Annotated in this window: 23 protein-coding genes and 1 pseudogene; 11 read left to right on the top strand and 13 right to left on the bottom strand. The window is 74.8% G+C overall.

Going from position 1 to position 23,286, the window contains the following annotated elements; genetic code table 11:
* Positions 1-12: 12 nt before the first annotated feature.
* Positions 13-435, bottom strand: a complete 423-nt coding sequence (locus IEY78_RS05785; protein ID WP_189096477.1) for an ATP-binding protein — start codon at positions 433-435, stop codon at positions 13-15.
* A gap of 168 nt (positions 436-603) precedes the next feature.
* Here IEY78_RS05785 and IEY78_RS05780 point away from each other — a divergent pair, with 168 nt between their 5' ends.
* On the top strand, positions 604-1,371 hold the full coding sequence (locus tag IEY78_RS05780) for an IclR family transcriptional regulator (protein ID WP_189096476.1): 768 nt from the start codon (positions 604-606) through the stop codon (positions 1,369-1,371).
* A gap of 36 nt (positions 1,372-1,407) precedes the next feature.
* On the top strand, positions 1,408-2,922 hold the full coding sequence (gene glpK, locus IEY78_RS05775) for a glycerol kinase GlpK (RefSeq protein WP_189096475.1): 1,515 nt from the start codon (positions 1,408-1,410) through the stop codon (positions 2,920-2,922).
* A 54-nt stretch (positions 2,923-2,976) separates the two neighbouring features.
* On the opposite strand, the gene msrB is transcribed toward glpK, so the two are convergent.
* The 4 genes from msrB to IEY78_RS05755 form a co-directional block, all read right to left on the bottom strand.
* Complete coding sequence (gene msrB, locus IEY78_RS05770) at positions 2,977-3,384, bottom strand: peptide-methionine (R)-S-oxide reductase MsrB (protein WP_189096474.1); 408 nt, start codon at positions 3,382-3,384, stop codon at positions 2,977-2,979.
* Positions 3,385-3,398: 14 nt separating this feature from the next.
* Entirely contained in the window at positions 3,399-4,796 is a 1,398-nt protein-coding gene (gene murC, locus IEY78_RS05765; RefSeq protein ID WP_189096473.1) for a UDP-N-acetylmuramate--L-alanine ligase, read from the bottom strand.
* A gap of 140 nt (positions 4,797-4,936) precedes the next feature.
* Positions 4,937-5,569, bottom strand: a complete 633-nt coding sequence (locus tag IEY78_RS05760; protein WP_189096472.1) for a response regulator — start codon at positions 5,567-5,569, stop codon at positions 4,937-4,939.
* Positions 5,566-6,792 (bottom strand): sensor histidine kinase, encoded by a 1,227-nt coding sequence (locus tag IEY78_RS05755; RefSeq protein ID WP_189096471.1) that lies wholly within the window; start codon positions 6,790-6,792, stop codon positions 5,566-5,568. The genes IEY78_RS05760 and IEY78_RS05755 overlap by 4 nt, the downstream gene beginning before the upstream one ends.
* A gap of 200 nt (positions 6,793-6,992) precedes the next feature.
* On the opposite strand from IEY78_RS05755, the gene IEY78_RS05750 reads away from it, so the two are divergent.
* Both IEY78_RS05750 and IEY78_RS05745 read left to right on the top strand, forming a co-directional pair.
* Complete coding sequence (locus IEY78_RS05750; protein WP_189096470.1) at positions 6,993-8,072, top strand: FtsX-like permease family protein; 1,080 nt, start codon at positions 6,993-6,995, stop codon at positions 8,070-8,072.
* Positions 8,069-8,749 carry an ABC transporter ATP-binding protein gene (locus IEY78_RS05745; protein WP_189096469.1) on the top strand — a complete coding sequence of 227 codons (681 nt, stop codon included), beginning with the start codon at positions 8,069-8,071 and terminating at the stop codon, positions 8,747-8,749. Before IEY78_RS05750 ends, IEY78_RS05745 begins: the two co-directional genes overlap by 4 nt.
* Before the next feature lie 9 nt (positions 8,750-8,758).
* Here IEY78_RS05745 and IEY78_RS05740 read toward each other — a convergent pair whose 3' ends face one another.
* Both IEY78_RS05740 and IEY78_RS05735 read right to left on the bottom strand, forming a co-directional pair.
* Complete coding sequence (locus IEY78_RS05740; RefSeq protein ID WP_189096468.1) at positions 8,759-9,256, bottom strand: indole-3-glycerol phosphate synthase; 498 nt, start codon at positions 9,254-9,256, stop codon at positions 8,759-8,761.
* Between the two features lie 139 nt (positions 9,257-9,395).
* Positions 9,396-10,217, bottom strand: a complete 822-nt coding sequence (locus tag IEY78_RS05735) for a pyrimidine reductase family protein (RefSeq protein WP_189096467.1) — start codon at positions 10,215-10,217, stop codon at positions 9,396-9,398.
* Positions 10,218-10,284: 67 nt separating this feature from the next.
* Between IEY78_RS05735 and zapE the strand changes: the two genes are divergently transcribed.
* Positions 10,285-11,403 (top strand): cell division protein ZapE, encoded by a 1,119-nt coding sequence (zapE, locus tag IEY78_RS05730; protein ID WP_189096466.1) that lies wholly within the window; start codon positions 10,285-10,287, stop codon positions 11,401-11,403.
* Between the two features lie 111 nt (positions 11,404-11,514).
* Here the strand turns inward: zapE and IEY78_RS05725 are convergent, their stop codons facing one another.
* Both IEY78_RS05725 and IEY78_RS05720 read right to left on the bottom strand, forming a co-directional pair.
* Positions 11,515-12,183, bottom strand: a complete 669-nt coding sequence (locus tag IEY78_RS05725; RefSeq protein ID WP_189096465.1) for an ABC transporter — start codon at positions 12,181-12,183, stop codon at positions 11,515-11,517.
* Positions 12,180-13,169, bottom strand: coding sequence for an ABC transporter ATP-binding protein (locus IEY78_RS05720; RefSeq protein ID WP_189096464.1), 990 nt, complete (start codon positions 13,167-13,169; stop codon positions 12,180-12,182). Before IEY78_RS05720 ends, IEY78_RS05725 begins: the two co-directional genes overlap by 4 nt.
* Positions 13,170-13,537: 368 nt before the next feature.
* Between IEY78_RS05720 and IEY78_RS05715 the strand changes: the two genes are divergently transcribed.
* Positions 13,538-14,275, top strand: coding sequence for an aminoacyl-tRNA hydrolase (locus tag IEY78_RS05715; protein WP_189096463.1), 738 nt, complete (start codon positions 13,538-13,540; stop codon positions 14,273-14,275).
* 94 nt (positions 14,276-14,369) lie between these two features.
* On the opposite strand, the gene IEY78_RS05710 is transcribed toward IEY78_RS05715, so the two are convergent.
* Positions 14,370-15,023: a response regulator transcription factor gene (locus IEY78_RS05710; RefSeq protein WP_189096462.1), complete on the bottom strand. Its 654-nt coding sequence runs from the start codon at positions 15,021-15,023 to the stop codon at positions 14,370-14,372.
* Entirely contained in the window at positions 15,011-16,177 is a 1,167-nt protein-coding gene (locus IEY78_RS05705; protein WP_189096461.1) for a sensor histidine kinase, read from the bottom strand. The genes IEY78_RS05710 and IEY78_RS05705 overlap by 13 nt, the downstream gene beginning before the upstream one ends.
* A 173-nt stretch (positions 16,178-16,350) precedes the next feature.
* Between IEY78_RS05705 and IEY78_RS05700 the strand changes: the two genes are divergently transcribed.
* The gene (locus IEY78_RS05700) at positions 16,351-16,524 is read left to right on the top strand and encodes a hypothetical protein (RefSeq protein ID WP_189096460.1); all 174 of its coding nucleotides are present in this window, start codon (positions 16,351-16,353) and stop codon (positions 16,522-16,524) included.
* Between the two features lie 91 nt (positions 16,525-16,615).
* Here IEY78_RS05700 and IEY78_RS05695 read toward each other — a convergent pair whose 3' ends face one another.
* On the bottom strand, positions 16,616-16,981 hold the full coding sequence (locus IEY78_RS05695) for a darcynin family protein (protein WP_189096459.1): 366 nt from the start codon (positions 16,979-16,981) through the stop codon (positions 16,616-16,618).
* Between the two features lie 47 nt (positions 16,982-17,028).
* Positions 17,029-17,922 carry an NAD(P)H-binding protein gene (locus IEY78_RS05690; protein ID WP_189096458.1) on the bottom strand — a complete coding sequence of 298 codons (894 nt, stop codon included), beginning with the start codon at positions 17,920-17,922 and terminating at the stop codon, positions 17,029-17,031.
* A 112-nt stretch (positions 17,923-18,034) separates the two neighbouring features.
* Between IEY78_RS05690 and IEY78_RS05685 the strand changes: the two genes are divergently transcribed.
* The 4 genes and pseudogenes from IEY78_RS05685 to IEY78_RS05670 all read left to right on the top strand — a co-directional run bounded on the left by IEY78_RS05685 (position 18,035) and on the right by IEY78_RS05670 (position 23,237).
* Positions 18,035-18,982 carry a LysR family transcriptional regulator gene (locus tag IEY78_RS05685; RefSeq protein ID WP_189096457.1) on the top strand — a complete coding sequence of 316 codons (948 nt, stop codon included), beginning with the start codon at positions 18,035-18,037 and terminating at the stop codon, positions 18,980-18,982.
* Between the two features lie 192 nt (positions 18,983-19,174).
* A pseudogene (locus tag IEY78_RS05680) lies at positions 19,175-20,513 on the top strand (MbnB/TglH/ChrH family RiPP precursor modification enzyme).
* A gap of 138 nt (positions 20,514-20,651) precedes the next feature.
* Positions 20,652-21,464 carry a TIGR04222 domain-containing membrane protein gene (locus IEY78_RS05675; protein WP_189096456.1) on the top strand — a complete coding sequence of 271 codons (813 nt, stop codon included), beginning with the start codon at positions 20,652-20,654 and terminating at the stop codon, positions 21,462-21,464.
* Between the two features lie 84 nt (positions 21,465-21,548).
* A complete protein-coding gene (locus tag IEY78_RS05670) occupies positions 21,549-23,237 on the top strand; it encodes an alpha/beta hydrolase (protein WP_229699723.1) in 1,689 nt (562 codons plus the stop codon).
* Positions 23,238-23,286 lie beyond the last annotated feature (49 nt).

Raw genomic sequence — 23,286 nt, 5'->3', positions numbered from 1 at the left:
GGCCCGCCGCTGTCAGGCGGCGGGGAGTTCGGCCCAGCGGGTGATGCCGCCCGCGTGGACGTGCGTGCCGCACTCGGCCGCCAGGGCGGTGACGATGCCCAGTCCGCGGCCGTGCTCGTCCGGGCAGGGTTCGACGGCCGGCCGGGCGTGCGCCGCCGGCCCCGCGTCGGTGACCTCGACGCGCAGCGCGCCGCGCCCCTCGCCGTCGAGCCGGGAGAGCCGCAGCACGGCCGGCGGCAGGGCGTGGACGACGGCGTTGGTGGTCAGCTCCGAGACCACGAGGAGGGCGTCCTCGGCGAGGCCGGGGGCCAGGTTCCAGTCGGCCAGGATCGCGCGCACCCGCCGGCGGACGACGGAGACGGCCTCGGGAAGGTGCGACAGCGGGCAGACATGGTCGTCCGCCCCCGGAACCACCGCGTCGAGCTGTGCCGTCATGTCTCCTCCTCGGAGGCAGGCTCCCAGCCGGCGGGACGCCGTGCCTGAGACGGACGCTATGGGGGAACGTCGAGGGCGGTCAATGAACAGCGGTCGGCATTACCGAACGGCGGCAGCGCGGAGGTCCGCTCCCCCTGCCGATGCCGACCCCGGAACTACGATGGAGTCATGGCCGGCCCGGTCCAGTCGATCGAGCGGGCGGCGGCGATTCTCCGTCTGCTCGCCAGCGGGCCCCGTCGGCTCGGACTGGGTGAGGTGGCCGCGTCCCTCGGCCTGGCGAAGGGCACCACCCACGGCATTCTGCGCACGCTGCAGCACATCGACTTCGTCGAGCAGGATCCGGCGACCGGGAAGTACCAGCTCGGGGCGGCGCTGCTGCACCTGGGCACCAGCTACCTCGACGTGAACGAGCTGCGCTCGCGCTCCATCAACTGGTCCGACGCCCTGGCCGCCCGCAGTGGGGAGGCGGTCCGCCTGGGCGCTCCCCTGGAGGGCAGGGTGCTCATCGTCCACCACGTCTTCCGGCCCGACGACACCCTGCAGACCCTGGACGTGGGCGCGCTGCTGCCGCCGCACGCCTCCTCGCTCGGCAAGGTGCTGCTGGCCTTCGGCAGCCTGCCCGTGGAGCCGGTCGTGGAGGCCGGGCTGGAGGCGTACACCCGGCACACCCTGACCGCCCCGGAGCGCCTGACCCGGGCGCTCGCCGAGGTCCGGGAGGTCGGGTGGGCCGCCGAAGTGCAGGAGATGATCTCGGGCGAGGCCGGTATCGCCGCGCCGATCCGGGGCCACGGCGGCCTGGTGGTGGGCGCCGTCGGCGTCTCCGGCACCGTCGAGCGGATCTGCGACTCCCAGGGGGTCCCGCTGCCGGGCCTGGTCACCCAGGTCCGCCATGCCGCCCGGGCGATCTCCAGAGATCTGGGGGCCACCCGCTGGTGAGCCCCCGCCCTCGGGCACCGCAACGGAAGGCTGATCATGGTTGAGCGGTATGTGATGTCCATCGACCAGGGCACCACCTCCACCCGGTGCATCCTCTTCGACCACCAGGGGCGGCTGGTGTCGGTGGCCCAGCGGGAGCACCAGCAGTACTTCCCCCGGCCCGGGTGGGTGGAGCACGACGCCGCCGAGATCTGGCACACCCTGGAGCGCGTGGTGCCGCAGGCGCTCTCGGACGCGGAGGTCCGGCCCGACGAGGTCGCCGCCATCGGGATCGCCAACCAGCGCGAGACGACCGTGCTGTGGGACCGGCGCACGGGTACCCCGCTGGGCAGGGCGATCGTCTGGCAGGACACGCGCACCGCCCCGCTGGTCGAGGAACTGCGCGGCCGCCCCGGGGACGAGTTCTTCCTCCGCCGCTGCTGCCTGCCGCCCTCCACGTACTTCTCCGCCCCGCGGATCCGGTGGCTGTTCGACCATGTCGACGGGCTGCGGCAGCGCGCCGAGGACGGCGAGGTGCTGTTCGGCACGATGGAGAGCTGGCTGATCTGGAACCTCACCGGCGGGCCGGCCGGCGGCCTGCACCTCACCGACGTCACCAACGCCAGCCGCACCATGCTGATGAACATCGGCACGCTCGACTGGGACGCGGAGCTGCTGGAGTTCTTCGGGGTCCCCCGCGCGATGCTCCCGGAGATCCATCCGTCGGCCGAGATCTACGGGACCGCCCGTTCCGTGCTGCCGGGCGTCCGGATCTGCGCGGCCCTCGGCGACCAGCAGGCGGCGCTGTTCGGGCAGACCTGCTTCGGGCCCGGCGAGGCGAAGTGCACCTACGGCACCGGCAGTTTCCTGCTGCTCAACACCGGCACCGACCTCGTGCGGTCCCGGCACGGGCTGCTGACCACCGTCGCCTACAAGATCGGGGACCGGCCCGCGGTCTACGCGCTCGAAGGCCCGATCGCGGTCACGGGCGCGCTGGTCCAGTGGTTCCGCGACCGGCTGGGGCTGATCGGCAGCGCCCCCGAGATCGAGACCCTCGCGCGCGGCGTCGAGGACAACGGCGGCTGCTACATCGTCCCGGCGTTCTCCGGCCTGTACGCGCCGTACTGGCGCAGCGACGCCCGCGGGGTCATCGTCGGCCTCACCTCGTACATCACCCGGGAGCATCTGGCCCGGGCCGTGCTGGAGGCCACCGGCTGGCAGACCCGGGAGGTGGTGGACGCCATGAACGCGGACTCCGCGCTCACCCTGAAGGAGCTGAAGGTGGACGGCGGCATGACGTCGGACAACCTGCTCATGCAGATCCTCGCCGATGTGCTGGACGTGCCGGTGGTGCGCCCGATGGCCGTCGAGACGGTGTCGCTGGGCGCCGCCTACGCCGCCGGGCTCGCCGCCGGCTACTGGCCCGACCTGGAGGTGCTGCGCCGCAACTGGCACCGGGCCGCGCAGTGGCTGCCGGACATGGACGCCGGGCGGCGGCGGTCGGAGTACGAGAACTGGAAGCGGGCCGTCGAGCGCTCGCTCGGCTGGATCCGGCCGCCGGCCCCGCCCTGACGGCCGCTTCCGTGCCGGATGCGCGGCACCCGGCACGGGCTCGGCGTGCCGCCCTCAGCCCCCGTCCGGAGCCAGCCGCAGCGAGATCGAGTTGATGCAGTACCGCTGGTCGGTGGGGGTGGGGTAGCCCTCGCCCTCGAAGACATGGCCGAGGTGGGAGCCGCAGGCGGCGCAGCGGACCTCCGTGCGCACCATGCCGTGGGCGCGGTCCTCGATGAGTTCGACCGCGTCGGAGTCCTTGGGGTCGTAGAAGCTCGGCCAGCCGCAGTGGCTGGCGAACTTGGTGTCCGAGCGGAACAGCTCGGCGCCGCAGGCCCGGCAGGAGTAGACGCCCTCGGTGGTGGTGTCGGTGTATTCGCCGACGAAGGCGGGCTCGGTGCCGGCCTCACGCAGGACGCGGTACTCCGCGGGGCTCAGCTCGGCGCGCCACTGCTCGTCGGGCTTGTCGATCTCGTACGGCATCGGGGCTCCTTCGCTCAGCTGCCCAGGCGGGACAGGATGGCGGGGCCGAGGTCGGTCACATCGCCGGCACCCATGGTCAGAACAAGGTCACCGGGCTTGGCCATTCCTGCGACGACGTCCGGGACGGCGGCCTGGTCGCTCTCGGCGGTGACATCGGCGCCGGCGGCGCGCGCGGCGTCGATGATCAGGGCGCTGGTGACGCCCGGGATCGGGTCCTCGCGGGCCGGGTAGATGTCCAGGACCACGGAGGCGTCGGCGAGGGCGAGCGCCCGGCCCATCTCCGTGCCGAGCTCCTGGGTGCGGGAGAAGAGGTGCGGCTGGAAGACGACCAGCACCCGGGCGCCGTCGGCGGCGCCGCGGATGGCGTCGAGGTCGGCGCTCATCTCCGAGGGGTGGTGGGCGTAGGAGTCGATGACCTGGACGCCGGCCGCCTCGCCCTTGAGCTGGAGGCGGCGCTTGACGCCGGTGTACTTGCCGAGGGCGGAGGCGAGGTTGTGCGGCGGGATGCCCAGGGCGATGCCGGCGGCCAGGGCGGCGACGGCGTTGTGGGCGTAGTGCCGGCCGGGGACGGAGACCGTGAAGGTGAGGATCTTGCCGCTGCTGAGGGTGACGGTGACATCGCTGGTCAGGCCGCGGGGGTTGACCTTGAGGATGCGGACGTCGGCGTCGGCGGACTCGCCGTAGGTGACGACCTCGATGTCATGGCGGCCGGCGATCTTGGCGGTCAGCTCACGGGCGCCGGGGTGGTCGGCGGAGATGACCAGGGTGCCGCCGGGGCGGATGCGGCCGACGAAGGTCTCGAAGGACTCGTAGATCTCGTCCATCGAGGCGTAGTTGGCGTGGTGGTCCAGCTCCACGTTGAGGACGATGGCGACCTCGGGGGCGTACTTGTGGAAGCTGCGGTCGCTCTCGTCGGCCTCGGCGACGAAGATCTCGCCGGCGCCGTGCTCGGCGTTTGACCCGGGGGCGTCGAGGTCGCCGCCGATGGCGTAGGACGGCGTCAGGCCGAGGGCGCCGAGGGAGACGGCGAGCATGGAGGTCGTCGTCGTCTTGCCGTGGGTGCCGGCGACGGCGACGGGGCGCAGGCCGTCCATGAGGGAGGCGAGCGCGTCGGAGCGGTGGACGACCGGGATGCCGCGCTCGTGGGCGGCGGCCAGCTCGGGGTTGTCGGGGCGGATCGCGGAGGAGACGACGACGCTGGTGGCGTCCTCGGCGAGATGCCCGGCGGCATGGCCGAGGTGAACCGTCACGCCGAGGGCGCGCAGGGCCTCGGCGGTCGCGGAGTCCTTGGCATCGCTGCCCGCGACCCGGGCGCCGCGCTGCGCGAGGATCTTCGCGATGCCCGACATGCCGGCTCCGCCGATGCCGATGAAGTGCGGCCGGTCCATCGAGGCCGGAATGGCGGGTGCCATGGTGCGTCTCCCTGATCGTCGATCATCGCGAGCGGTGGTGCTGCCGTTCGGTCGTGCTGCCGATGATTCTCGCACCCGGCACCGACAGCCCCGGCCCGCGGACCCCGGCGGGGCGGGCGCCGCGGCCCGGCGGCCGGTGGTCAGCGCCGGATCAGGCCGCGGGCGGTGGCGGCGGCGACGGCGGAGGTGCGGGAGTCCACGCCGAGCTTGGCGTAGATGTGGACGAGGTGGGACTTGACGGTGGCCTGGCTGAGGAAGAGCCGCTTGCTGACCGCCGCGTTCGACAGCCCCTCGGCGACGAGCTGGAGGACCTCCGTCTCGCGCCGGGAGAGCGCGCTGGCGGGGGTGCGCAGCCGGTCCATCAGGCGCAGCGCGACGGTGGGGGCGAGCGCGGAGCGTCCGGCGGCGGCGGTGCGGACCGCGGTGGCCAGCTCCTGGGGCGGGGCGTCCTTGAGGAGGTAGCCGGTGGCGCCGGCCTCGATGGCGGCGAGGATGTCGGCGTCGGTGTCGTACGTGGTCAGGATGAGGACGCGGGGGCCGCCGGGGCGGGCGGTGATCTCGGCGGTGGCCTGCGAGCCCAGCATCCGGCCGCCGAACTGGAGGTCCATGAGGACCACGTCGGCCTCGCCCCGCGCGGCGAGGCGGACCGCCTCCTCGGCGGTGGGGACATCGGCGACGATCTCGAAGTCCGGTTCGGTCTCCAGGACGGCGCGCAGCCCGGCGCGGACGACGGGGTGGTCGTCGGCGAGCAGCAGCCGGACGCGGGCGGTCACGAAGCGGCCTCCGGGGCGGCGTCGGGTGCGGTGGCGGGGCAGGGCAGGGTGACGGCGACCGCGGTGCCCTCCCCGGGGGCGGACTCGACGGCCAGCGTCCCCTGGAGTGCGCGGGCCCTGGCGTGCATCGCGGCGAGGCCGAAGCCGGTGCCGTCGGCCGCCGCGGAGCCGGGTGCGGGCACCTCGGCGGGCCGGAACCCGGCCCCGTCGTCGACGACGTCCAGCGCGACCTCGGTGTCCATGTAGCTGAGGGTCAGCTCGACGCGGCCGGCGGCGGCGTGCCGGACGGTGTTGGCGAGGGCGGACTGGGCGATGCGCAGCAGGGCGACCTCGTGCGGGGTGGGCAGCGCGAGGGGCACGCCGGAGACCTGGCAGTGCACGGTGAGCCCGGAGCTGCGGGCCGTGGTGGCGCAGAGCCGCTCCAGGGCGGCGGGCAGCGACCCCGCCTCCAGGGCGGGCGGGCTGAGCGCCCGCACGAAGCGGCGCGCCTCGGCGAGGTTGTCGACGGCGGTGGTGCGGGCCTGCCGGACGTGCCCGAGGGCGGCCGCGGGCTGCTGGGGCAGGACGCGTTCGGCGGCCCGCAGCAGCAGCTGGATGCTGGAGAGCCCCTGCGCGAGGGTGTCGTGGATCTCGCGGGCCAGTCGCTCGCGTTCGGCGAGCCGGCCGGCGGCGCGCTCCGCGGCGGCCAGTTCGCCGCGGGTGGCGGTGAGCTCCTCGATGAGGCGGCGGCGCTGCTCGCTCTCCCGGTAGAGGGCCTGGTAGCCGAGGACGACGGCGACCGCGACGGCGGCGCCGAGGGCGGGCCCGATGACCGTGCCGACGCTCAGGGTGTGGGTGTGCCAGCCGAAGCCGGCGATGGCGGCGAGGGTGGTGGCCGCGACGGCGGGCAGCGCCCGGCGCGGCGGCAGCAGATGCAGCTGGACGAAGAACAGCGGGAACGCCAGCCAGACGCCGTCCGGGGTGAGCGCGAGCAGCGCCAGCCACACCAGGGCTACGGCCGCGAGCCACACGGCCGCGGCGCGCGGTGAGCTGCCCACCCGGGGCAGCCGCGGCCCGAGGGCGTAGAGGGCGAGCAGCACGGCGGCGGTGGCGAGCACGGCCGGGGCGTTCGGGGCGTGCCCGGCCACCGCCCGTACGGCGGCGAGCGCCAGCAGCCCGGCCACCAGCAGGTGCAGGCAGCTGCGCAGGGCCCGCAGGACGGGGGTCAGGGAGTGTGCGGTCATGGCTTCCTCGGTCACGGCTCCCCAAGGCTAAGGGCCCTCCTCACCTGCGGCATCAACCGAAGGGTTGACCGCGGGGCGCACCTTTGGGCGCCGGCGGACCACTCCCCCGCGCGATGCCCGGCCCCCGCCCGGGAGGCGACGGTGGACTCCGGCCGCCGGGCAGTGGGTCCGGCGAAGGAGAAGCGAGGAGGGCACCGCCTGTGTTCGTGGCCTGGAGGGACCTGGGATTCGCCAGGGGACGGTTCGCCCTGATGGGCGGCGTCATCGCGCTGATCACGGTGCTGGTGGGGCTGCTGTCGGGACTGACGGCGGGCCTGGAACGGGAGAACACCTCGGCGATCACCGGGCTGTCCGCCGACCGTCTGGTGTTCTCGGCACCGGCCGGCGGCGGCGACCCCTCGTTCACCGACTCGCGGCTGTCCGCGCGCACCGTGGCGGCCTGGGAGCGGGTGCCGGGTGTACGGGAGGCCGCGCCGCTGGGCATCGCGCCGGCGAAGGCCGCGGCGGGCGACCGGAGCGCGGCGGTGTCGGCGTTCGGGGTGCGGCCGGGGTCCGGGCCGGCGCCCGCGGGGGTCGAGGACGGCGCGGTGGTGCTGTCCTCGAAGGCCGCCGAGGCGCTGGGCGTACGGGACGGCGGGACGCTGACGCTGGGCGGCCGGACCCGCACCGTCGCCGCGGTGTCGGGCACCGCGATGTACAGCCACACGCCGGTGGTCTGGATGTCGCTGGACGACTGGCGGGGGCTGGCGGGCGGCCCCGGGACGGCGGGCGGTCCCGCCGCCACCGTGCTCGCCCTGTCCACCACGGGGTCGGCCGATGTCGCCGCCGCCGACGCGCGGCTGGGCACCCGCGCCGTCGGCACCAACGACGCGCTCCAGGCCATCGGCTCCTACCGCGCGGAGAACGGCTCCCTCCAGCTGATGCGCGGCTTCCTCTTCGTGATCTCCGCGCTGGTCATCGGGGCGTTCTTCACGGTGTGGACGATCCAGCGCAGCGGCGAGGTGGCGGTGCTGAAGGCGCTGGGCGCCTCGACCGGCCTGCTGCTGCGCGACGCGCTCGGCCAGGCCCTCGTCCTGCTGCTGCTCGGAACCGGTCTGGGCAGCGCCGTGGTGGCCGCGGTGGGCGCCGGCCTCGGCTCCGCGGTGCCCTTCGTGCTCGCTCCGTCCACCGTGCTGGCACCGGCCCTGATCATGACCGCGCTGGGCGCCGCCGGCGCCGCGCTGGCCGTCCGCCGCATCACCTCCGTCGACCCGCTGACCGCCCTGGGAAGTGCCCGATGAGCCTCGAACTGACCGATGTCACCCTCACCTACCCCGACGGCGACGCCCGCCTGACCGCGCTGGACGAGGTCTCGCTGACCGTGGCGCCCGGCTGCCTGACGGCGGTGATCGGCCCGTCCGGCTCCGGCAAGTCCAGCCTGCTGGCGGTCGCCGCCACGCTGATCCGCCCGGAGCGCGGACGGGTGGTGCTCGACGGCACGGACACCACCGGGCTCGGCCGCGCGGAGCTGACGGCGCTGCGCCGCACCACCGTCGGCACGGTCTTCCAGCAGCCGAACCTGCTCCCGTCGCTGACCGCAGCCGAGCAGCTCCAGGTGATGGCCCATCTGGACGGCCGCTCGCCCCGCGCGGCCCGCGGCCGGGCGCGGGAGCTGCTGGCCGCGGTCGGCCTGGAGCGGCTGGCCGGGCGGCGGCCGCACCAGCTGTCGGGCGGCCAGCGGCAGCGGGTCAACATCGCCCGGGCGCTGATGAACGAGCCGGCGGTGCTGCTGGTGGACGAGCCGACCAGCGCCCTGGACCGCGAGCGGGGCGCCGCGGTGCTCGATCTGCTGCTCACCCTCACCCATCAGCGCGCGACGGCGACGGTGCTGGTCACCCACGACCGGGCGCTTCTGGACGCGGCCGACGAGGTCGCCGAGGTGCGGGACGGCCGGCTGCGGAGCGGCGTCCGCCCCTGATCCCGCCGCTCAGTTCCCGGGGGAGCCCTGGGGCTGGTCGTCCGCCGCGTGCGAGAAGAGCTTGAGGACCGGGACGCCGACCATGTGGCGGGCACGGGAGGCCCAGTCGCGGTGGAAGAACTCCTCGACGAAGTGCGGGGTGGTCAGCACGATCACCTCGTCCGCCCCGGTCTCCTCGACGATGGACCGCAGCAGGTCCAGCGGGTGGTCCTCGACCACCTGGCCGACCGCCTCGGCCCCCGTGGCGCGCAGGGCCCCCAGGGTGTGCGCGAGGGCCACCTCGGCGGGTGCCTCCGCCCGCTCGCCGCCCGGCTCCTCGCCCTCCCGTACGGCGTCGTCGAACTCGCCGAGGGCGACGTCGTCGATGGCCCGCAGCAGCACGTCCTGCTTGCCGCGCGGCTGCATGAGCACGACGAACGAGATCCGGTCGTCGCCGTGCAGCGTGGTCACGAACTCCACGTCGGCAGGCGTCAGAGGCTTCTCGATCATCAATACGCTCGTGAACACGACGGACGCCCTTCTTCTCCTCGGGACACCGCATCGCACGGTGCCCCACAGAAACCATCCTGCCCCGTCGCCACACGGGGCCTGCTGGCTTTTAGTGTGCCCAACGGAAGCTAAGCGGAACAGGTAATTCCGCTGTTTGTCACGCCCGGCGGTAGCGGGTGAACAGGAATCCCTCCTCCTCCAACACCGACGCCAGGGCGAACCGCTTCGGAACCGGGACGGCCGGACCGTTCATGATCCTCTGAGCATCCCCCACGGCCACCACCGGGGCGAGCGAGAGGCACATCTCGTCCAGCGCCCCGGCCGCGGCGAACTGCCCCAGCAGCCTGGGCCCGCCCTCCGTCAGCAGCCGGGTGTGCCCCCGCCCGGCCAGCGCCCCGGCCACCCGCGCCGGGTCGACGCCCGCGCCCTCCCCGGCGAACAGCACCTCGACGCCGGCCGCCCGGGCCGCCGCCACCCGGTCCGCGGGGGCGCCGGCGCCGGTCAGTACGAGGGTGGGCGCCAGCGGCTCGGTGAACAGGGGCAGCGTGAAGTCCAGCGCCAGACCGGCGCTGACCACGGCGATGGCCGGGGCCGGGCCCTGGCCGGCGGCGGCCCGGCGGGCGGCGAACACCTCCCGGGCGCGGGCCGGGCGGTAGCCCTCCTGGCGCACCGTCTGCGCCCCCACCACCACGGCGTCCGCGAGCCCCCGCAGCACCCCGAAGATCCGCATGTCGGCCTGCCCGGAGAGCGGCTGCGAGCGGCCCTCGTGATGGGCCGCCCCGTCCAGGGAGGACACCATGTTCGCGCGCAGCCAGCCGGGGCGCCCCGCACGCAACGGGTGGTCCGCCGCCGGATACGCGTAGGCCTCCGCCAGCTCGTCCACCGTCCACTGCCGGTCCACCGGGCCGGCCGCCGCGTCGGCGGGAGCGGTGTCGGGGGTCGGTGCGGGCGGGGCGGGGAGGGGGAACAGGCGTCGCATGGCGGCAGTGTGACATGCCTCGCTCACCGGACCGGCGGCCACCGCACAGGAGATAGGCTGGACGGCTGTGTCATCTTCCCAGCCCTCCTCCGCGCAGCCCGACCCGACAGCCGGTCCCCCGGCCGGCGGTGACGACGCGACCCCTGCCGCGCTGACCGCCCGCGCCCCGCATGTCCCGGCCGACCGCCTGGTGGCCGAGATGGTGCCGCCGCCGCGCTTCCAGGGCGCCCGCTTCGACACCTACCTCCCGGACCCGAAGCAGCCCAGCCAGTCCGAGGCCGTCCAGGTCCTGAGCGACTTCGCCGACGGCATCGGCGCCCCGGCGGGCGGCGGGAAGCGGCGCTGGTTCTCCAGGAAGCCGGCGGCCCCCACCGGCCCGCGCGGCGTCTATCTGGACGGCGGCTACGGCGTCGGCAAGACCCATCTGCTCGCCTCCCTGTGGCACGCCACGCCCGCCCCGGCGGAGCGCAAGGCCTTCGGCACCTTCGTCGAGCTGACGAACCTGGTCGGCGCGCTCGGCTTCCAGCAGACCGTGCGCACGCTCGGCGAGCACCGGCTGCTGTGCATCGACGAGTTCGAGCTGGACGACCCCGGCGACACCGTCCTGGTCTCCACCCTGCTCGGCAAGCTGGTGGACGCCGGTGTGGCACTGGCCGCCACGTCCAACACACTGCCCGGCAAGCTCGGCGAGGGCCGCTTCGCCGCCGCCGACTTCCTGCGCGAGATCCAGGGCCTGAGCGCCCAGTTCCGTCCGCTGCGCATCGACGGCGAGGACTACCGCCACCGCGGACTGCCCGAGGCGCCCGCCCCGTACGACGACGAGACGGTCACCCGTACGGCGTACCGCACGCCCGGTGCCTCGCTCGACGACTTCCCCTCCCTGCTGGAGCATCTGTCCACGGTGCACCCCAGCCGCTACGGCGCGATGTGCGACGGCATCGAAGCGGTCTGCCTCACCGACGTCCAGGCGGTGCCCGACCAGTCCACGGCGCTGCGCCTGGTCGTCCTCGCGGACCGGCTCTACGACCGCGAGGTCCCGGTGCTGACCTCCGGCAAGGCCTTCGACGAGCTGTTCAGCGAGGAGATGCTGCGCGGCGGCTACCGCAAGAAGTACTTCCGGGCGATCTCCCGCCTGACGGCCCTGGCCCGCGACGCGGGGGCACTGGTGGCGGAGGGGTCGCGGTAGGCGGGTGAGGGGGCTGGGGGTTGGGGGTTGGGCGGGGCGAGTGTTCCCCCCGGCTGACGGTTGAGCAGGGCTGCTCCCCCACCCCCGAACCCACCCCGCGATCCCCCTCGTTCAGCTGCGGCGTGACGTGAGGGCGCAGGCGGCGGCGGTGGCGGCCGCCGCGAGCAGGAGCGTGGCGGCGAGCGGCAGCCAGGGGGTGTGGACCGTGCCGCGGGCGGAGCCGGTGATCATGCCCGAGAGGGCGGCGTTGACGGGCGAGGCGCCCAGAACGAGCAGCAGCAGCGCGGCGGTCAGGCTCGCCGGAACGCCCCAGGCGGCGCTGCGCAGCACCGGCCAGCTGCTCAGCGCGCCGATCGCGATGCCCATGAGCAGGCAGGTCAGCGCCGTGAGCAACCCGGCGACGGCCGCGGGCAGGACCGGGACGGCCACCCGATGGTCGTTGGAGCGCGGGTCGGACAGCAGCGTGACCAGCAGCACCCCGGGCAGCGCGAGCACCAGCGCGGTGCCGGCCGCGGTGAGCACGGCGGCGAGGTGCGCCCGTCCGGGGCCTGCGGCCGAGGCCACGCAACTACGGGCGGCCGGCGGCTCGTTGGTGACACAGATCCGGGTCAGCCAGGCGGCGACCGGCACCAGGGCGCCGGCGGCGTAGCCGAACGTGCTCAGGAGCGGGCCGCCGCCCTGCACCCCGATCGCCAGCCAGGCGGCGTAGAGGATGACCGGCGGCAGCGCGCGGTGCGAGCCGATGAGCAGGGCCGTCTGATAGCGGAGGAGGGCGTTCACGGGAGGGGCGCCTCGTCGGGTGCGGGGGCGGGAGTGGGAGTGGGGGCGGCAGTGGGGTGTTCTGCGGTGTCGTGGGCTCCGGTGTCCGCGGGGCCGTCGGCCCCGTCCGCTCCCGGGGCGGTGGTGACCGCGCGGATGTGCCAGGGCGGGCGTGCGGTGAGCAGCGCGCGCAGCACGGCGTCGGAGTGCGCCGCCGGGACCGTGAGCAGCGTCGTACCGTCCGGTCCCGGCGCGCTCCGTGTGACGGCGGGCAGCGGGGGCGCTCCGGCGAGTGCCTGGTCGGTTCCGGCGGGCGGCGCGCTGCCCGGTGGGCCCTCGGCCTCGATGGTCACCCTGGGGCCGGTCGCGGTCCCCGGGTCCGCCGTCGGGAGGTGCGTGTCCCGGGGGAGCAACCGCCCGTCATCCACCCGGTAGTGGGCGTCGGCCGCGCCCGCCAGCCGTCGCGGGTCATGGTCGACGAACACGACGGTGCCGCCGTCGGCGACCCGTTCGGCCACGGCCCGGTCGAGCACCTCGCGCGCGCCGTGGTCCAGCCCCGTCCAGGCCTCGTCCAGCACCAGGAGCGCGGGCTCGGCGAGCAGCGCCTGGGCCACCGCGACCTTCTGGCTCGTCCCCTTGGACAGCTCGGCCATCGGGGTGCGCGCGTGCCCGGCCGCCCCGAAGCGTTCGAGCCACTCGGTGGCGCGGCGGCCCGCTTCGGGGCCGCGCAGGCCGCGGATGCGGGCGAGGTGGGTGAGGTAGCCGGCGGCGGTGAAGGGCAGGGCGCCGGGGAACCGTTCGGGCACGTAGGCGCTGCGCGGGCGGCCGGTGATCCGTCCGGTGCTGGGCCGGTCGATCCCGGCCAGCAGCCGCAGCAGGGTGGACTTCCCGCTGCCGTTGGCCCCCTCGATGCGCAGCAGTGCCCCGGCGGGCACGTCGAGCCGCACCTCCCGCAGCACCCAGGGCCCCCGCACCCCGTAGCGCCGCCCCACCCCGTCCAGCCTCATGCGCCCCTCCGCCTCCGTCGTTCCCCGCGCGGCCGATGCCGCCCCATCGCCCGACGGTAGCCAATCCGGACGTCCGACACCCGCGCGGGGACGCCCGCTGCCCCGTTCCCGCGTGTCACAACCCCGCGTGGGGCGGCCGGAGTTGACGCGCTGCGCCTACCGGAGGCACCCGCTCCGGCCGGGGCGGGCGACAGGGCCCATGGCCGGAGCGGGCACTCCGGCTCGGGCAGGCGGCAGGACCCACGGCCTGTGCGGGCACTCCGGCTCGGGCGGGCAGCAGGGCCTACGGCCAGGGCGCGGCGACCGGCGGACCTCCGGCGGGAGCCGCGGCCGGGGCCGCTGTCGGTGGCGGCTGGCAGACTGTTCGGGTGACCAGCACCGAGACCGCCGGACAGCCCGGCAACAGCTCCGACAGCCCCTTCACCGAGGCCGCGCACGACCGGGACGCGGCGCCGCAGTTCGTGCTGCCGCTCGTCGCACGCATCGAGAAGGACGCCCCGCCGGCGCGGACCGACGCGCTGGAGACCGCGGCGCGGGCGGTGCTGGTGCTGCTCTCGGACGAGCGGTCGACCGGGGACGGCGAATGGGCCGCCGCGGTGCGTGACTGGCAGGACGCCCGGATCCGGAAGGTGGTGCGCCGGGCGCGCGGCGCGGAGTGGCGGCGCGCCGCCGCGCTGCCGGGCATCACGGTCACCGGCGCCCGCGCCGAGGTGCGGGTCTTCCCGCCGGTGCCGCTGGACGGCTGGCCGAAGGACCTGGCGCGCCTCCAGGTCTCCGGCACGGAGCTGGACGACCCCGAGCCCCCCGGCCCGCCCGCCCCCGGCCGCCCGGTGCTGTGGCTCAACCCCGGGCTGGAGATGACGGCGGGCAAGGAGATGGCCCAGGCCGGACACGCCGCACAGCTGGCGTGGTGGGAACTCTCCACCGAGGAGCGAGCGGCCTGGCGCGCCGCCGGATTCCCCCTCTCCGTACGGTCCGCACCACCCGCGGAATGGGACGCACTCACCCGCAGCGGCCGCCCCGTGGTGCACGACGCCGGGTTCACGGAGATCGCCCCCGGCCCGACACTCGTGGCCGAGTGGCGCCCGCCGACAGATCACGGGTAGCCGTGCGGCGGGTCGATAAGCACGGCCACCCGGAGCCACGGACTCGACCCTTCGGCCACGCACTAAACGTAGGACGTACAGATCCCACGGTCCTTCACGTCCGAAGTCCCCTGTTCAGGTAGGCGAGTACGGCCAGCACCCGGCGGTGACCGCTGTCGCTCGGCGGCAGGTCCAGCTTCTGGAACACATTGCCGATGTGCTTGCTGACCGCCCGCTCGGTCACCACCAACTGCGCGGCGATCGTGGTGTTGTCGCGCCCCTCTGCCATCAGCGCGAGCACCTCGCGCTCGCGCGGGGTGAGGGAGTCCAGCGGGTCGTCACGGCGCCGTGCCAGCAGCTCCGCCACCACCTCGGGGTCGAGCGCCGTGCCGCCCGCCGCGACCCGCTCCAGGGCGTCCAGGAACTCGTCGACCCGGCCGACCCGGTCCTTCAGCAGATAGCCCACCCCGCCGGCGCCGCCGCCCAGCAGCTCGGCGGCGTAGGTCTCCTCGACGTACTGCGAGAGCACGAGCACCGGCAGCCCGGGGATCTCGGCCCGCGCCGCGAGCGCCGCCCGAAGCCCCTCGTCCCGGAAGCCGGGCGGCATCCGGACGTCCAGCACCGCGACGTCCGGGCGGTGTTCCATGAGGGCGGGCAGCACCTCGGGCCCGCCGGCCGCGACCGCCGCCACCTCGTGCCCGGCGGAGGTCAGCAGCAACACCAGCCCCTCCCGCAGCAGGGCATTGTCCTCGGCGATCACCACACGCACGGCAGCTCCACTTCGATCACGGTCGGGCCGCCGACGGGGCTGGTCACCCGCACGGTCCCGTCGAGCGCCGCCACCCGGCGACGCATCCCCAGCAGCCCGCTGCCGCCCGACTCCTCGGCGCCACCGCGGCCCTCGTCACGTACCGTGATCTCCAACGCGCGGCGGGTCCGCACGAGTTCCACGGTCGCCCGGCGCGATCCGCTGTGCTTGGCCGCGTTGGTCAGCGATTCCGCGACGACGAAGTACGCCGCCGCCTCGACCGCCGCCGGAGCACGCGCGCCTCCCTCGACACCGTCCTCGCACACCTCCGCCTCCAGCCCGCTGCCGGCCGCGAGCGCCCGTACCGCGCCCACCAGGCCGCGATCGGTCAGGATCGGCGGATGGATCCCGCGCACCACGTGCCGCAGCTCGGTCAGCGCCTCCTCGACCTGGTCCTGGGCATCATCGAGCAGCTTGCGGGCCGCGTCGGGGTCGGTGTCGTAGGCCCGCTTCGCCAGGCCCACCCGCATCGACAGCGCGACCAGGCGGGCCTGCGTGCCGTCGTGCAGATCTCGCTCGATGCGCCGCAGTTCGGCACCGTGGGCGGCCACCGCGCCGGCCCGGGTAGCCGTCAACTCCGCCACCCGCTCGGCGAGTTCGTCGCTGCGCCGGGCGTCCGCGGAAGGTTCCAGCAGGGCGCGCGACCAGGCCGCGTCCCGGTCCGCGAGACGCCCGATCAACGGCAGCACGACGGCCCGGCGACCGAGCACCGCGCACCACACCCCGTCGACGCACAGCCCGACGATCCACAGGAGGACGGCGCCGTAGGCCAGCAGCAGGCCGTAGAGGAAGTGCGCGGCGAGCCAGCGCAGGTCTCGGTAGGTGCCGGGGTCCTTGAGCGCGCTGCGCACCCGCACGGACAGCGGTCCGGTGAGCGGCACATACGACTCCGGCACCGCCTCACCGGTCCGCTTCTCGACCTCGTGACGCGTGATCCCGGCGAACCTGCGGAGCAGCAGCACGGTCTCGGGCAGCACACCCGCCCCGATCACCGTGGCGGTGGCCACCGCGGTGAACACCAGTACCGCGAGAAACAGGGAGGAGGCCAGCGCAAGACCGGCCGACCTCAGCAGGTGCCTCGTGGCCCGCCCTTCCCGCCGCAGCCGCTCTCTCATGACCACAAGATTAGGCGGGCGCCCGGCCCGCCGTAGTCGTGCGGACCACCCGCCCTGTGGTGTAGCCCGCTCCACCACGCCTCCGGGACAGCGCCCCCTCGATCCCTCCCGGTGCGGCGGGCAATCTGGTGATCGGAACGCACCGCTCGATCTCACCTACCGAAGGAACCGCTATGAAGGCCCTGCTCTGGCTCGTGCTCGTCATCGCCGTCGCCGTCAATGTCTCCACCAGCTTCGCCTTCGACGGCGGCAAGCAGGTCGCCCTCAGCGTCAGCACGGGCACGGTGGCCATCGCCTCCGCGGTGGTCCTGTTCCTCCGGTGGCGGAAGGACCGGGCCGCTTCCTGACGCGTGCGGTGGACCGCTCTCGGGTGCCTGTGGGGCCGGTGCCCTCCGGCTTCTGGGGCCGGAGGGCACCGGCCGCGCCCCCTCGGGACGATCAGGTGGCGATCGTGGCCACAGGATCAAGGCCGTAAGTACGGGCGTAGCCGTTCTCGGTGCCTACCAGGAGGTCGACGATCTCGAAGTAGCGGTCCCAGAAGGGGGTTTCGCGGAGGGCGTCGATGAGGTGCTGGTAGGCGTCGTGGTCGTCGGCTTCCCAGACCCAGACGTCGGTGACGCGGGTGGAGTAGAACTCCGTGTCGTAGAAGCGTGATCGGACGCCGGTCGTTTTGGACCTGATCGCGGGGACGACCTGGGTGGTGAAGGCGTCCATCCGTTCGCGGGGGGTCATGGCGAGCCACTCGGGGGTGGTCTTGATGAGCATGAACGCGGTGACGGGCGGTGCGGTTTGCGCGGTGGGCATGGCGGGCTCCTTCGGAGGGGGTGGCGGTGCGGGGTGGTGGACCGCGGTCAGGAGAGGACGGCGGGCTTGAGGGTGCGGGCGCACCACTGCGCGAAGGTGGTGGGGGTCGCGGTGTCCGGGGTGCGGGTGGCCCCCGCGTCCAGGCCCTCGTCCTTGGCCCGCTTCATGTCGACGATGCCCTGGACGAACGCCTCGTGGAGGCCGTGGCCGACGAGGGTGGTGTACAGCTCGTCGAGCGGCTGGCGTGCGTAGTGGACGGGGCGGCCGAACTGCTCGGTCATGATGCGGGCCAGGTCGTGCGGGGACAGGTCCTGCGGCCCGAGGACCGGGACGCTGTCGGTGCCGGTCCAGGAGCGGTCCAGCAGCAGGCCGGCGGCGACGGCCGCGAGGTCGGCGACGGCGACGAGCGGGGCCCTGCGGTCGCCGTCGACGACGTCGGTGAAGACGCCGTTCTCGCGGATCGAGTCGGCCTCCTCCAGGAGGTTCTCGAAGAAGGACGGGCTGGCCAGGGCCCGGTAGGCGGCACCGGTGCCGGCGAGGAGGTCGTCCATGGCGAGGGAGGCGGTGACGAGGCCGGCGCGGTCGGCGACCGGGGTGCCGCGGCCGAGCGCGGATACGGCGACGACGTGGCCGACGCCGTGTACGGCGAGGGCCTTCGCGGCGGGGCGGGTGAAGCCGAGGTAGGCGTCGTCGGGGGCCAGGGTGGCGTCCGGGGGGACGAGCCAGAAGACGGCGTCCGCGCCCTCGAAGGCCCGGTCGACGACCCCGGCGTCGCCGTGCGAGCCGGTGACCACCTCGACGCGTGCGCGCACCGCGTCGGGAAGCCGGGCGGGGTCGCGCACGACCACGCGCAGTTCCTCGCCGTGGGCGGGGGCGGACTCCAGGAGCAGGGGCAGCAGATGGCGGCCGATGTTCCCGGTGGGAGCGGTGATGACGATCATGAAAACCTCGTGGGTCGTGCCGGATCGGTACGTCCCTCATCCTGCGGAGACCAACGCTGTTGCCACAATGGGAACTTGAGCAAGCAATCATTGCCTGAAATGGAATAACGCCTTGAGCAGCAGTCCCGACCCCGTCATCGACGCCAACCTCGCCGTCGCCCTGGACGCCCTGCTGGCCGAGCAGAGCGTCACCCGCGCCGCCGCCCGTTTGCACACCTCCCCCGCCGCGATGAGCCGCACCCTCGCCCGGCTCCGGCGCCTCCTCCAGGACCCCCTCCTGGTCCGGGCCGGCCAGACCATGGTCCCCACTCCCCGCGCCCATGCCCTGCGCGACGAGGCCGCCGCGGTGGTGCGGCGCCTCGGCGCACTGCTCAGCCCCGGCACGGGCGTCGATGTCGCCACGTTGCGCAGCACCTTCACCGTCCAGGCGGCCGACCTGCTCGGCGCGGCGCTGACTCCCGGGCTGCTGCGGCTGGTCCGGCAGGAGGCGCCGGGGGTTTCGCTGCGGTTCCGGGCCGAGGAGTGGGAGGCCGGACCGGGCCTGCGGGAGGGCCGGATCGATCTGGAGGTCGGCGCCATCGACCACGTCGACCCCGAGGCCCAGGTCGAGGAGCTGGTCACGCTCCGGATGGCGGCGGCGGTCCGGCCCGGCCACCCGCTCACCGAGGGGACGCTGACCCCGGAGCGGCTGGCGGCCGCCGAGCATGTCGTGGTGAGCCGCCGCGGCCGGTTCACCGGCCCCCTGGACACCGCCCTGGCCGAGCGGAACCTCCACCGGCGAGTCGCTGTCGTCCTCCCTAGCCACCTGGCCGCGTTGACCCTCGCCGCCCGCAGCGACATCGTCTGCCTCGCCCCCGTCGCACCCCGCGGCGACGCCCCCTCCCCCCTCACCGACGCCGCCACCGCCCTCGGCCTGCGGCTGCTCGACATCCCCCTGCCCCTGCCGCCGGTGACCGTCGGCATGGCGTGGCACCCCCGCCACGCGGCCGACGGCGGCCACGCCTGGCTCCGCGGCGCCGTGCGACGGACCCTGCACGCACCCGGGGGCGCGGACGGCTGACGGGGGGGCAGGCTCAGCCGAGGAACCGGATCGAGGCGCCGGATCGCGCGCCCCCGAGACCGTCCGCCGGCGCATGAAGCCGTCCGCCCGGCCACGCCCGTGAAGCTCAAATCAACCTCTGAATCCGGCCGGTACAGGATTCGGGCCGCCCGGTCGCGGTGAGGAGACCCCCACCACGGAAGAGGGGGAGCCATGCAGCACCTGGGGACGGGGATCGGGTGGCGGCCGGAGATCGCCGACGCGATAGCGGAGCTGCCCGGGGTGGACTGGGTCGAGGTGGTGGCGGAGAACATCTGCCCGGGCCATCTGCCGGACGCCCTGCGGGAGCTGCGCGCCCGGGGCACCACCGTCATCCCGCACGGCGTCTCGCTCGGCCTGGGCGGCGCCGACCGTCCGGATACCGGCCGGCTGACCGCGCTCGCCGAGCGTGCCACGGCGCTGGACGCCCCGCTGGTCAGCGAGCACATCGCCTTCGTCCGGGCCGGCGGGCCGCTGACCGCCTCGCCACGGATGGAGGCGGGGCATCTGCTGCCCGTGCCCCGTACCCGTGACGCGCTGGACGTGCTGTGCGAGAACGTGCGGATCGCCCAGGACGCGCTGCCGGTGCCGCTGGCGCTGGAGAACATCGCCGCGCTCATCAACTGGCCGGGCGAGGAGCTGACCGAGGCGCGGTTCCTGACCGAGCTGGTCGAGCGGACCGGGGTGCGGCTGCTCATCGATGTCGCCAACCTCCACACCAACCACGTCAACCGGGGCGAGGACCCGGCGGTGGCCCTGGACGGGCTGCCGCTGGAGGCCCTCGCCTACGTCCACGTCGCGGGCGGGGTGGAGCGGGACGGGGTGTGGCACGACAGCCACGCCCACCCGGTGACCCGGCCGGTGCTGGACGTGCTGGCCGCGCTGTGCGCCCGGACCACCCCGCCCGGTGTGCTGCTGGAGCGGGACGAGGACTTCCCCGGGTACGGGGAGCTGGCCGGTGAACTCGACGCGATCCGCCGCGTGCGGAAGGAGGCCTGCCGTGCCGAAGCGGCCTGAGCCGGAGACCGGGCCGGTGGCACCGGCCCGCGGCGGGCGGGCGGCCGCGGCCCCGCCCGGCGGCGCGGACCCCACGACCGACGCGGCGCGGCAGCGCCTGGCGCTGGCGCAGACCGCGCTGCTGTCGGCGCTGCTCGCCGGGACGCCGGACCCCGAGGGCTTCGACCGCGCCCGGCTGCGGGTGCAGAGCCGGGCGCTGACCGCCAAGCGGGCCGATGTCGTCGCCAAGGTCGCGCCGGAGCTGCCCGGCATCCTCGGCCCGGCCTACCGGGAGGCGTTCCTCGGCTACGCCCGGCACCGTCCCATGGGCGGCGGCTACCGCCAGGACGCCATGGGGTTCGCGGCGTATCTGCTGGACCGGGGGCGCCCCGAGGACCCGGCGGCGCGGCGGGAGTTGCGGCGCTGGCGGCGGGAGCGCGCGCGGCGGCGGCCGGCGTCCGCGCGGCCGTTGGCCCGGCTGGTGCGCGCGCTGCGGCAGGCGCTGCTCCCGGGGTGAGCGCGGCGCCGCGCGCACCGGGGTGCGGGGCGGGGGCGGTTCGGGCCGCGGCGGCGGAACCCGCGGTACCGCGTGGGGCTGCTCACATGGTGAGAAATCGGGTGGCGACGGACCTGGCCGTACCGTAGAAAACCGGCTATGTCGTTGCTCTTCCTCCTTGTCGCCTGGTCGGCGACGGTGCTGTCCTGCGCGCTGCTGTGCCGGGCCGCGCTCGCCGCCGCCCGCGCCCTTCCGCCGGCCCCGGAGGCGGCAGGGGACATCGCCCCGGATCCGGCCGCCGCGGACCGGCACGCCTCCGGGCTGACCCTGTACGAGATGGCCTATCTGTCCGGTGGGCCGCACCGGCTCGCCGATGTGGTGCTGGTGCTGATGGCGCAGAAGCGCCGGCTGCTGCTCGCTGACACCGGCTGGGCCACCGTCGTCGACCCGGTCGGCACGGACGCCGTCGAGCGCGCCGCCCTGACCGCGATAGGCCCCGAGGGGCAGCGCCACATACCGGCCGTGCGGGACGCCCTGGTGGGCGACGCGGCGGTGCGGCGGGTGGCCGACCGGCTGGAGACGCAGGGGCTGGCGCAGCCGGCCGCGGTCCGGCCGGGCATCGGCGGCGCCGTCCGGCTGGTCAAGGGCTCCGCCCTCGTGACGCTGCTGTCGGCCGTCGCGACCTACTGGACGGCGGCGCCCGGCGCGGACAGCGGGCAGGTCCTGATCTGGTTCACGGTGCCGCAGATCCTCACCCTCGGCCTCTGGGCGGTGGCCCGCTTCGAGCTGCACCCGTACAGCGACTGGGCCACCGTCGCGGGCGAACGGCGGCTGCCCGCGACGACCGGCTCGCGCGACGCCCCCGACGCCCCTGGCACCCCGCCCGGCTCACTGATCACACTCGCCCTCCGCGGTCCCACCGCCCTCACCGACCCCTCCTTGCGCGCCGCGCTCCACTCGTCCGGGGCATAGCCTCCGACACCGGTCCTCGGTGCTTTACATCGACAATGCGCGCCCCAACTATCCCTTTTGTATGCACACACGAAGGGACGGCCAGTGAGAGCACTCGCGTTGTACGGCACCATCGGGTCGCTGGTGGTGAGCGCCCTCGCCACTGCCCCGGCAGGCGGCGCCACGGGAACCGCCGGTGCGCCACCCGCGCCGGTCGCGCACCACCTCGAATTCGGCCGCTGCGCGCCGGTGGAGCAGTTGCCGTCGTCCGTGGAGTGCGGCACCCTCACCGTCCCCCTCGACTACGCACACCCCGAGGGCAGGAAGATCCACCTCACCGTCAGCCGGGCCCGGGCCACCGCGCGCGGCGAGCGGCAGGGCGCCCTGGTCTTCAACCCCGGCGGGCCGGGGGCGTCCAGCATGGAGTTCCCGCTGTACGGCGGGCTGCCCAAGTGGAGCCGGCTGGCGCGCGCCTACGACTTCGTGGGCTACGCGCCGCGCGGCGTCGGGCGTTCGGCGCCGCTGTCGTGCCAGGACCCCAAGAAGTTCGCCAAGGTGCCCACCGACAGCCAGGTGCACCCCGACGCGGCCTTCAAACGCCGCAAGGTGGCGCAGGCCAGGGCCTACGCCCGGGGCTGCGTCCGCCGGGCCGGGTCCGCGCTGCCCTTCTACAACTCCGTCAACAACGCCCGCGACCTGGACATGCTGCGGGCCGCGCTCGGCGAGCGGCGGCTGACCTTCATGGGCGCCTCGTACGGGACGTACTTCGGCGCGGTCTACGCGACGCTCTTCCCCGGTCACGTCCGGCGGATGATCTTCGACAGCGTGGTCAACCCCGACCCCCGGCAGATCTGGTACCGCAACAACCTCGACCAGGACATCGCCTTCGAGCGCCGCTGGGGCGACTGGCTGCGCTGGGTGGCCCGGCACGACGGCCAATACCACCTGGGCACCACCCGGCAGGCGGTGCAGCGCCACTACGACACCGCCGTCGGCAAGCTGCGCCGCGCCCCCCTGGAGGGCAAGATCGGCCCGGGGCAGCTCCAGTCGGCGTTCCTCAAGAACGGCTACAACGACGCCTTCTGGCCGATGCGGGCCGAGGCGCTCGCGGCCTATCTGCACGGCGACCCCAAGCCGCTGATCGCCCAGGCCCTGCCCCAGTTGGCGGGCGCGGCCGCCGACGAGAACAGCGCCGCCGTGTACACCGCCATCGAGTGCAACGACGCCCGCTGGCCGCGCAGCTGGCGGACCTGGAACCGCGACAACAGCGAGATCGCGCGGACCGCGCCGTTCGAGACCTGGGACAACGCCTGGATGAACCTGCCGTGCGCCTTCTGGCCCGACCGGGCGGAGACGGCGGACGCCGCGCTGAGCGCCGCCGCGCACCGGGCGGACGGCTCCGGGGCCGCGCAGGACCTGGTGAACGCCGCGGGCCGCAGCGCCGAGACGGAGGTCGACGGCGTGCTCCACGGACCGCGCCGCCCGCTGGACATCCGCACCGAGCCGGGCGCGCTGCCGCCGGTGCTGCTGCTGGCCGCCGAGCGGGACGCGGCGACGCCGTACCCGGGCGCGCTGGAGCTCCAGCGGCGGCTGCCCGGCTCCTCGCTGGTCACCGAGAACGGGGCGGGCACCCACGGCGTCGCCTTCAGCGACAACGCCTGTGTGAACACCTACGCCGAGGCGTACCTGCTGCACGGCAAGGTCCCGGCGCGGCGCGTCTCCTGCGCGCCGCGTCCCGAGCCGGTGCCGGGTCAGCAGATGAAGCGGTCGCAGCACGCGCTGCCGGGCAAGTAGCCGCACGAGCCGCCGCGGGCCGTCCCCGAGGGGCGGCCCGCGGTGCTGT

Source organism: Streptomyces kronopolitis (assembly GCF_014646275.1).
Lineage (GTDB): Bacteria > Actinomycetota > Actinomycetes > Streptomycetales > Streptomycetaceae > Streptomyces > Streptomyces kronopolitis.
Note: the sequence above shows the minus strand (reverse complement) of the source record. Positions and strands in the feature narration are given on the sequence as shown.

Excerpts from the sequence above, each read along its gene's own strand:
- IEY78_RS05785 (WP_189096477.1), bottom strand. The coding sequence starts at position 435 with ATGACGGCACAGCTCGACGCGGTGGTTCCGGGGGCGGACGACCATGTC.
- IEY78_RS05780 (WP_189096476.1), top strand. The coding sequence starts at position 604 with ATGGCCGGCCCGGTCCAGTCGATCGAGCGGGCGGCGGCGATTCTCCGT.
- glpK (WP_189096475.1), top strand. The coding sequence starts at position 1,408 with ATGGTTGAGCGGTATGTGATGTCCATCGACCAGGGCACCACCTCCACC.
- msrB (WP_189096474.1), bottom strand. The coding sequence starts at position 3,384 with ATGCCGTACGAGATCGACAAGCCCGACGAGCAGTGGCGCGCCGAGCTG.
- murC (WP_189096473.1), bottom strand. The coding sequence starts at position 4,796 with ATGGCACCCGCCATTCCGGCCTCGATGGACCGGCCGCACTTCATCGGC.
- IEY78_RS05755 (WP_189096471.1), bottom strand. The coding sequence starts at position 6,792 with ATGACCGCACACTCCCTGACCCCCGTCCTGCGGGCCCTGCGCAGCTGC.
- IEY78_RS05745 (WP_189096469.1), top strand. The coding sequence starts at position 8,069 with ATGAGCCTCGAACTGACCGATGTCACCCTCACCTACCCCGACGGCGAC.
- IEY78_RS05735 (WP_189096467.1), bottom strand. The coding sequence starts at position 10,217 with ATGCGACGCCTGTTCCCCCTCCCCGCCCCGCCCGCACCGACCCCCGAC.
- IEY78_RS05720 (WP_189096464.1), bottom strand. The coding sequence starts at position 13,169 with ATGAGGCTGGACGGGGTGGGGCGGCGCTACGGGGTGCGGGGGCCCTGG.
- IEY78_RS05705 (WP_189096461.1), bottom strand. The coding sequence starts at position 16,177 with ATGAGAGAGCGGCTGCGGCGGGAAGGGCGGGCCACGAGGCACCTGCTG.
- IEY78_RS05700 (WP_189096460.1), top strand. The coding sequence starts at position 16,351 with ATGAAGGCCCTGCTCTGGCTCGTGCTCGTCATCGCCGTCGCCGTCAAT.
- IEY78_RS05695 (WP_189096459.1), bottom strand. The coding sequence starts at position 16,981 with ATGCCCACCGCGCAAACCGCACCGCCCGTCACCGCGTTCATGCTCATC.
- IEY78_RS05690 (WP_189096458.1), bottom strand. The coding sequence starts at position 17,922 with ATGATCGTCATCACCGCTCCCACCGGGAACATCGGCCGCCATCTGCTG.
- IEY78_RS05675 (WP_189096456.1), top strand. The coding sequence starts at position 20,652 with ATGTCGTTGCTCTTCCTCCTTGTCGCCTGGTCGGCGACGGTGCTGTCC.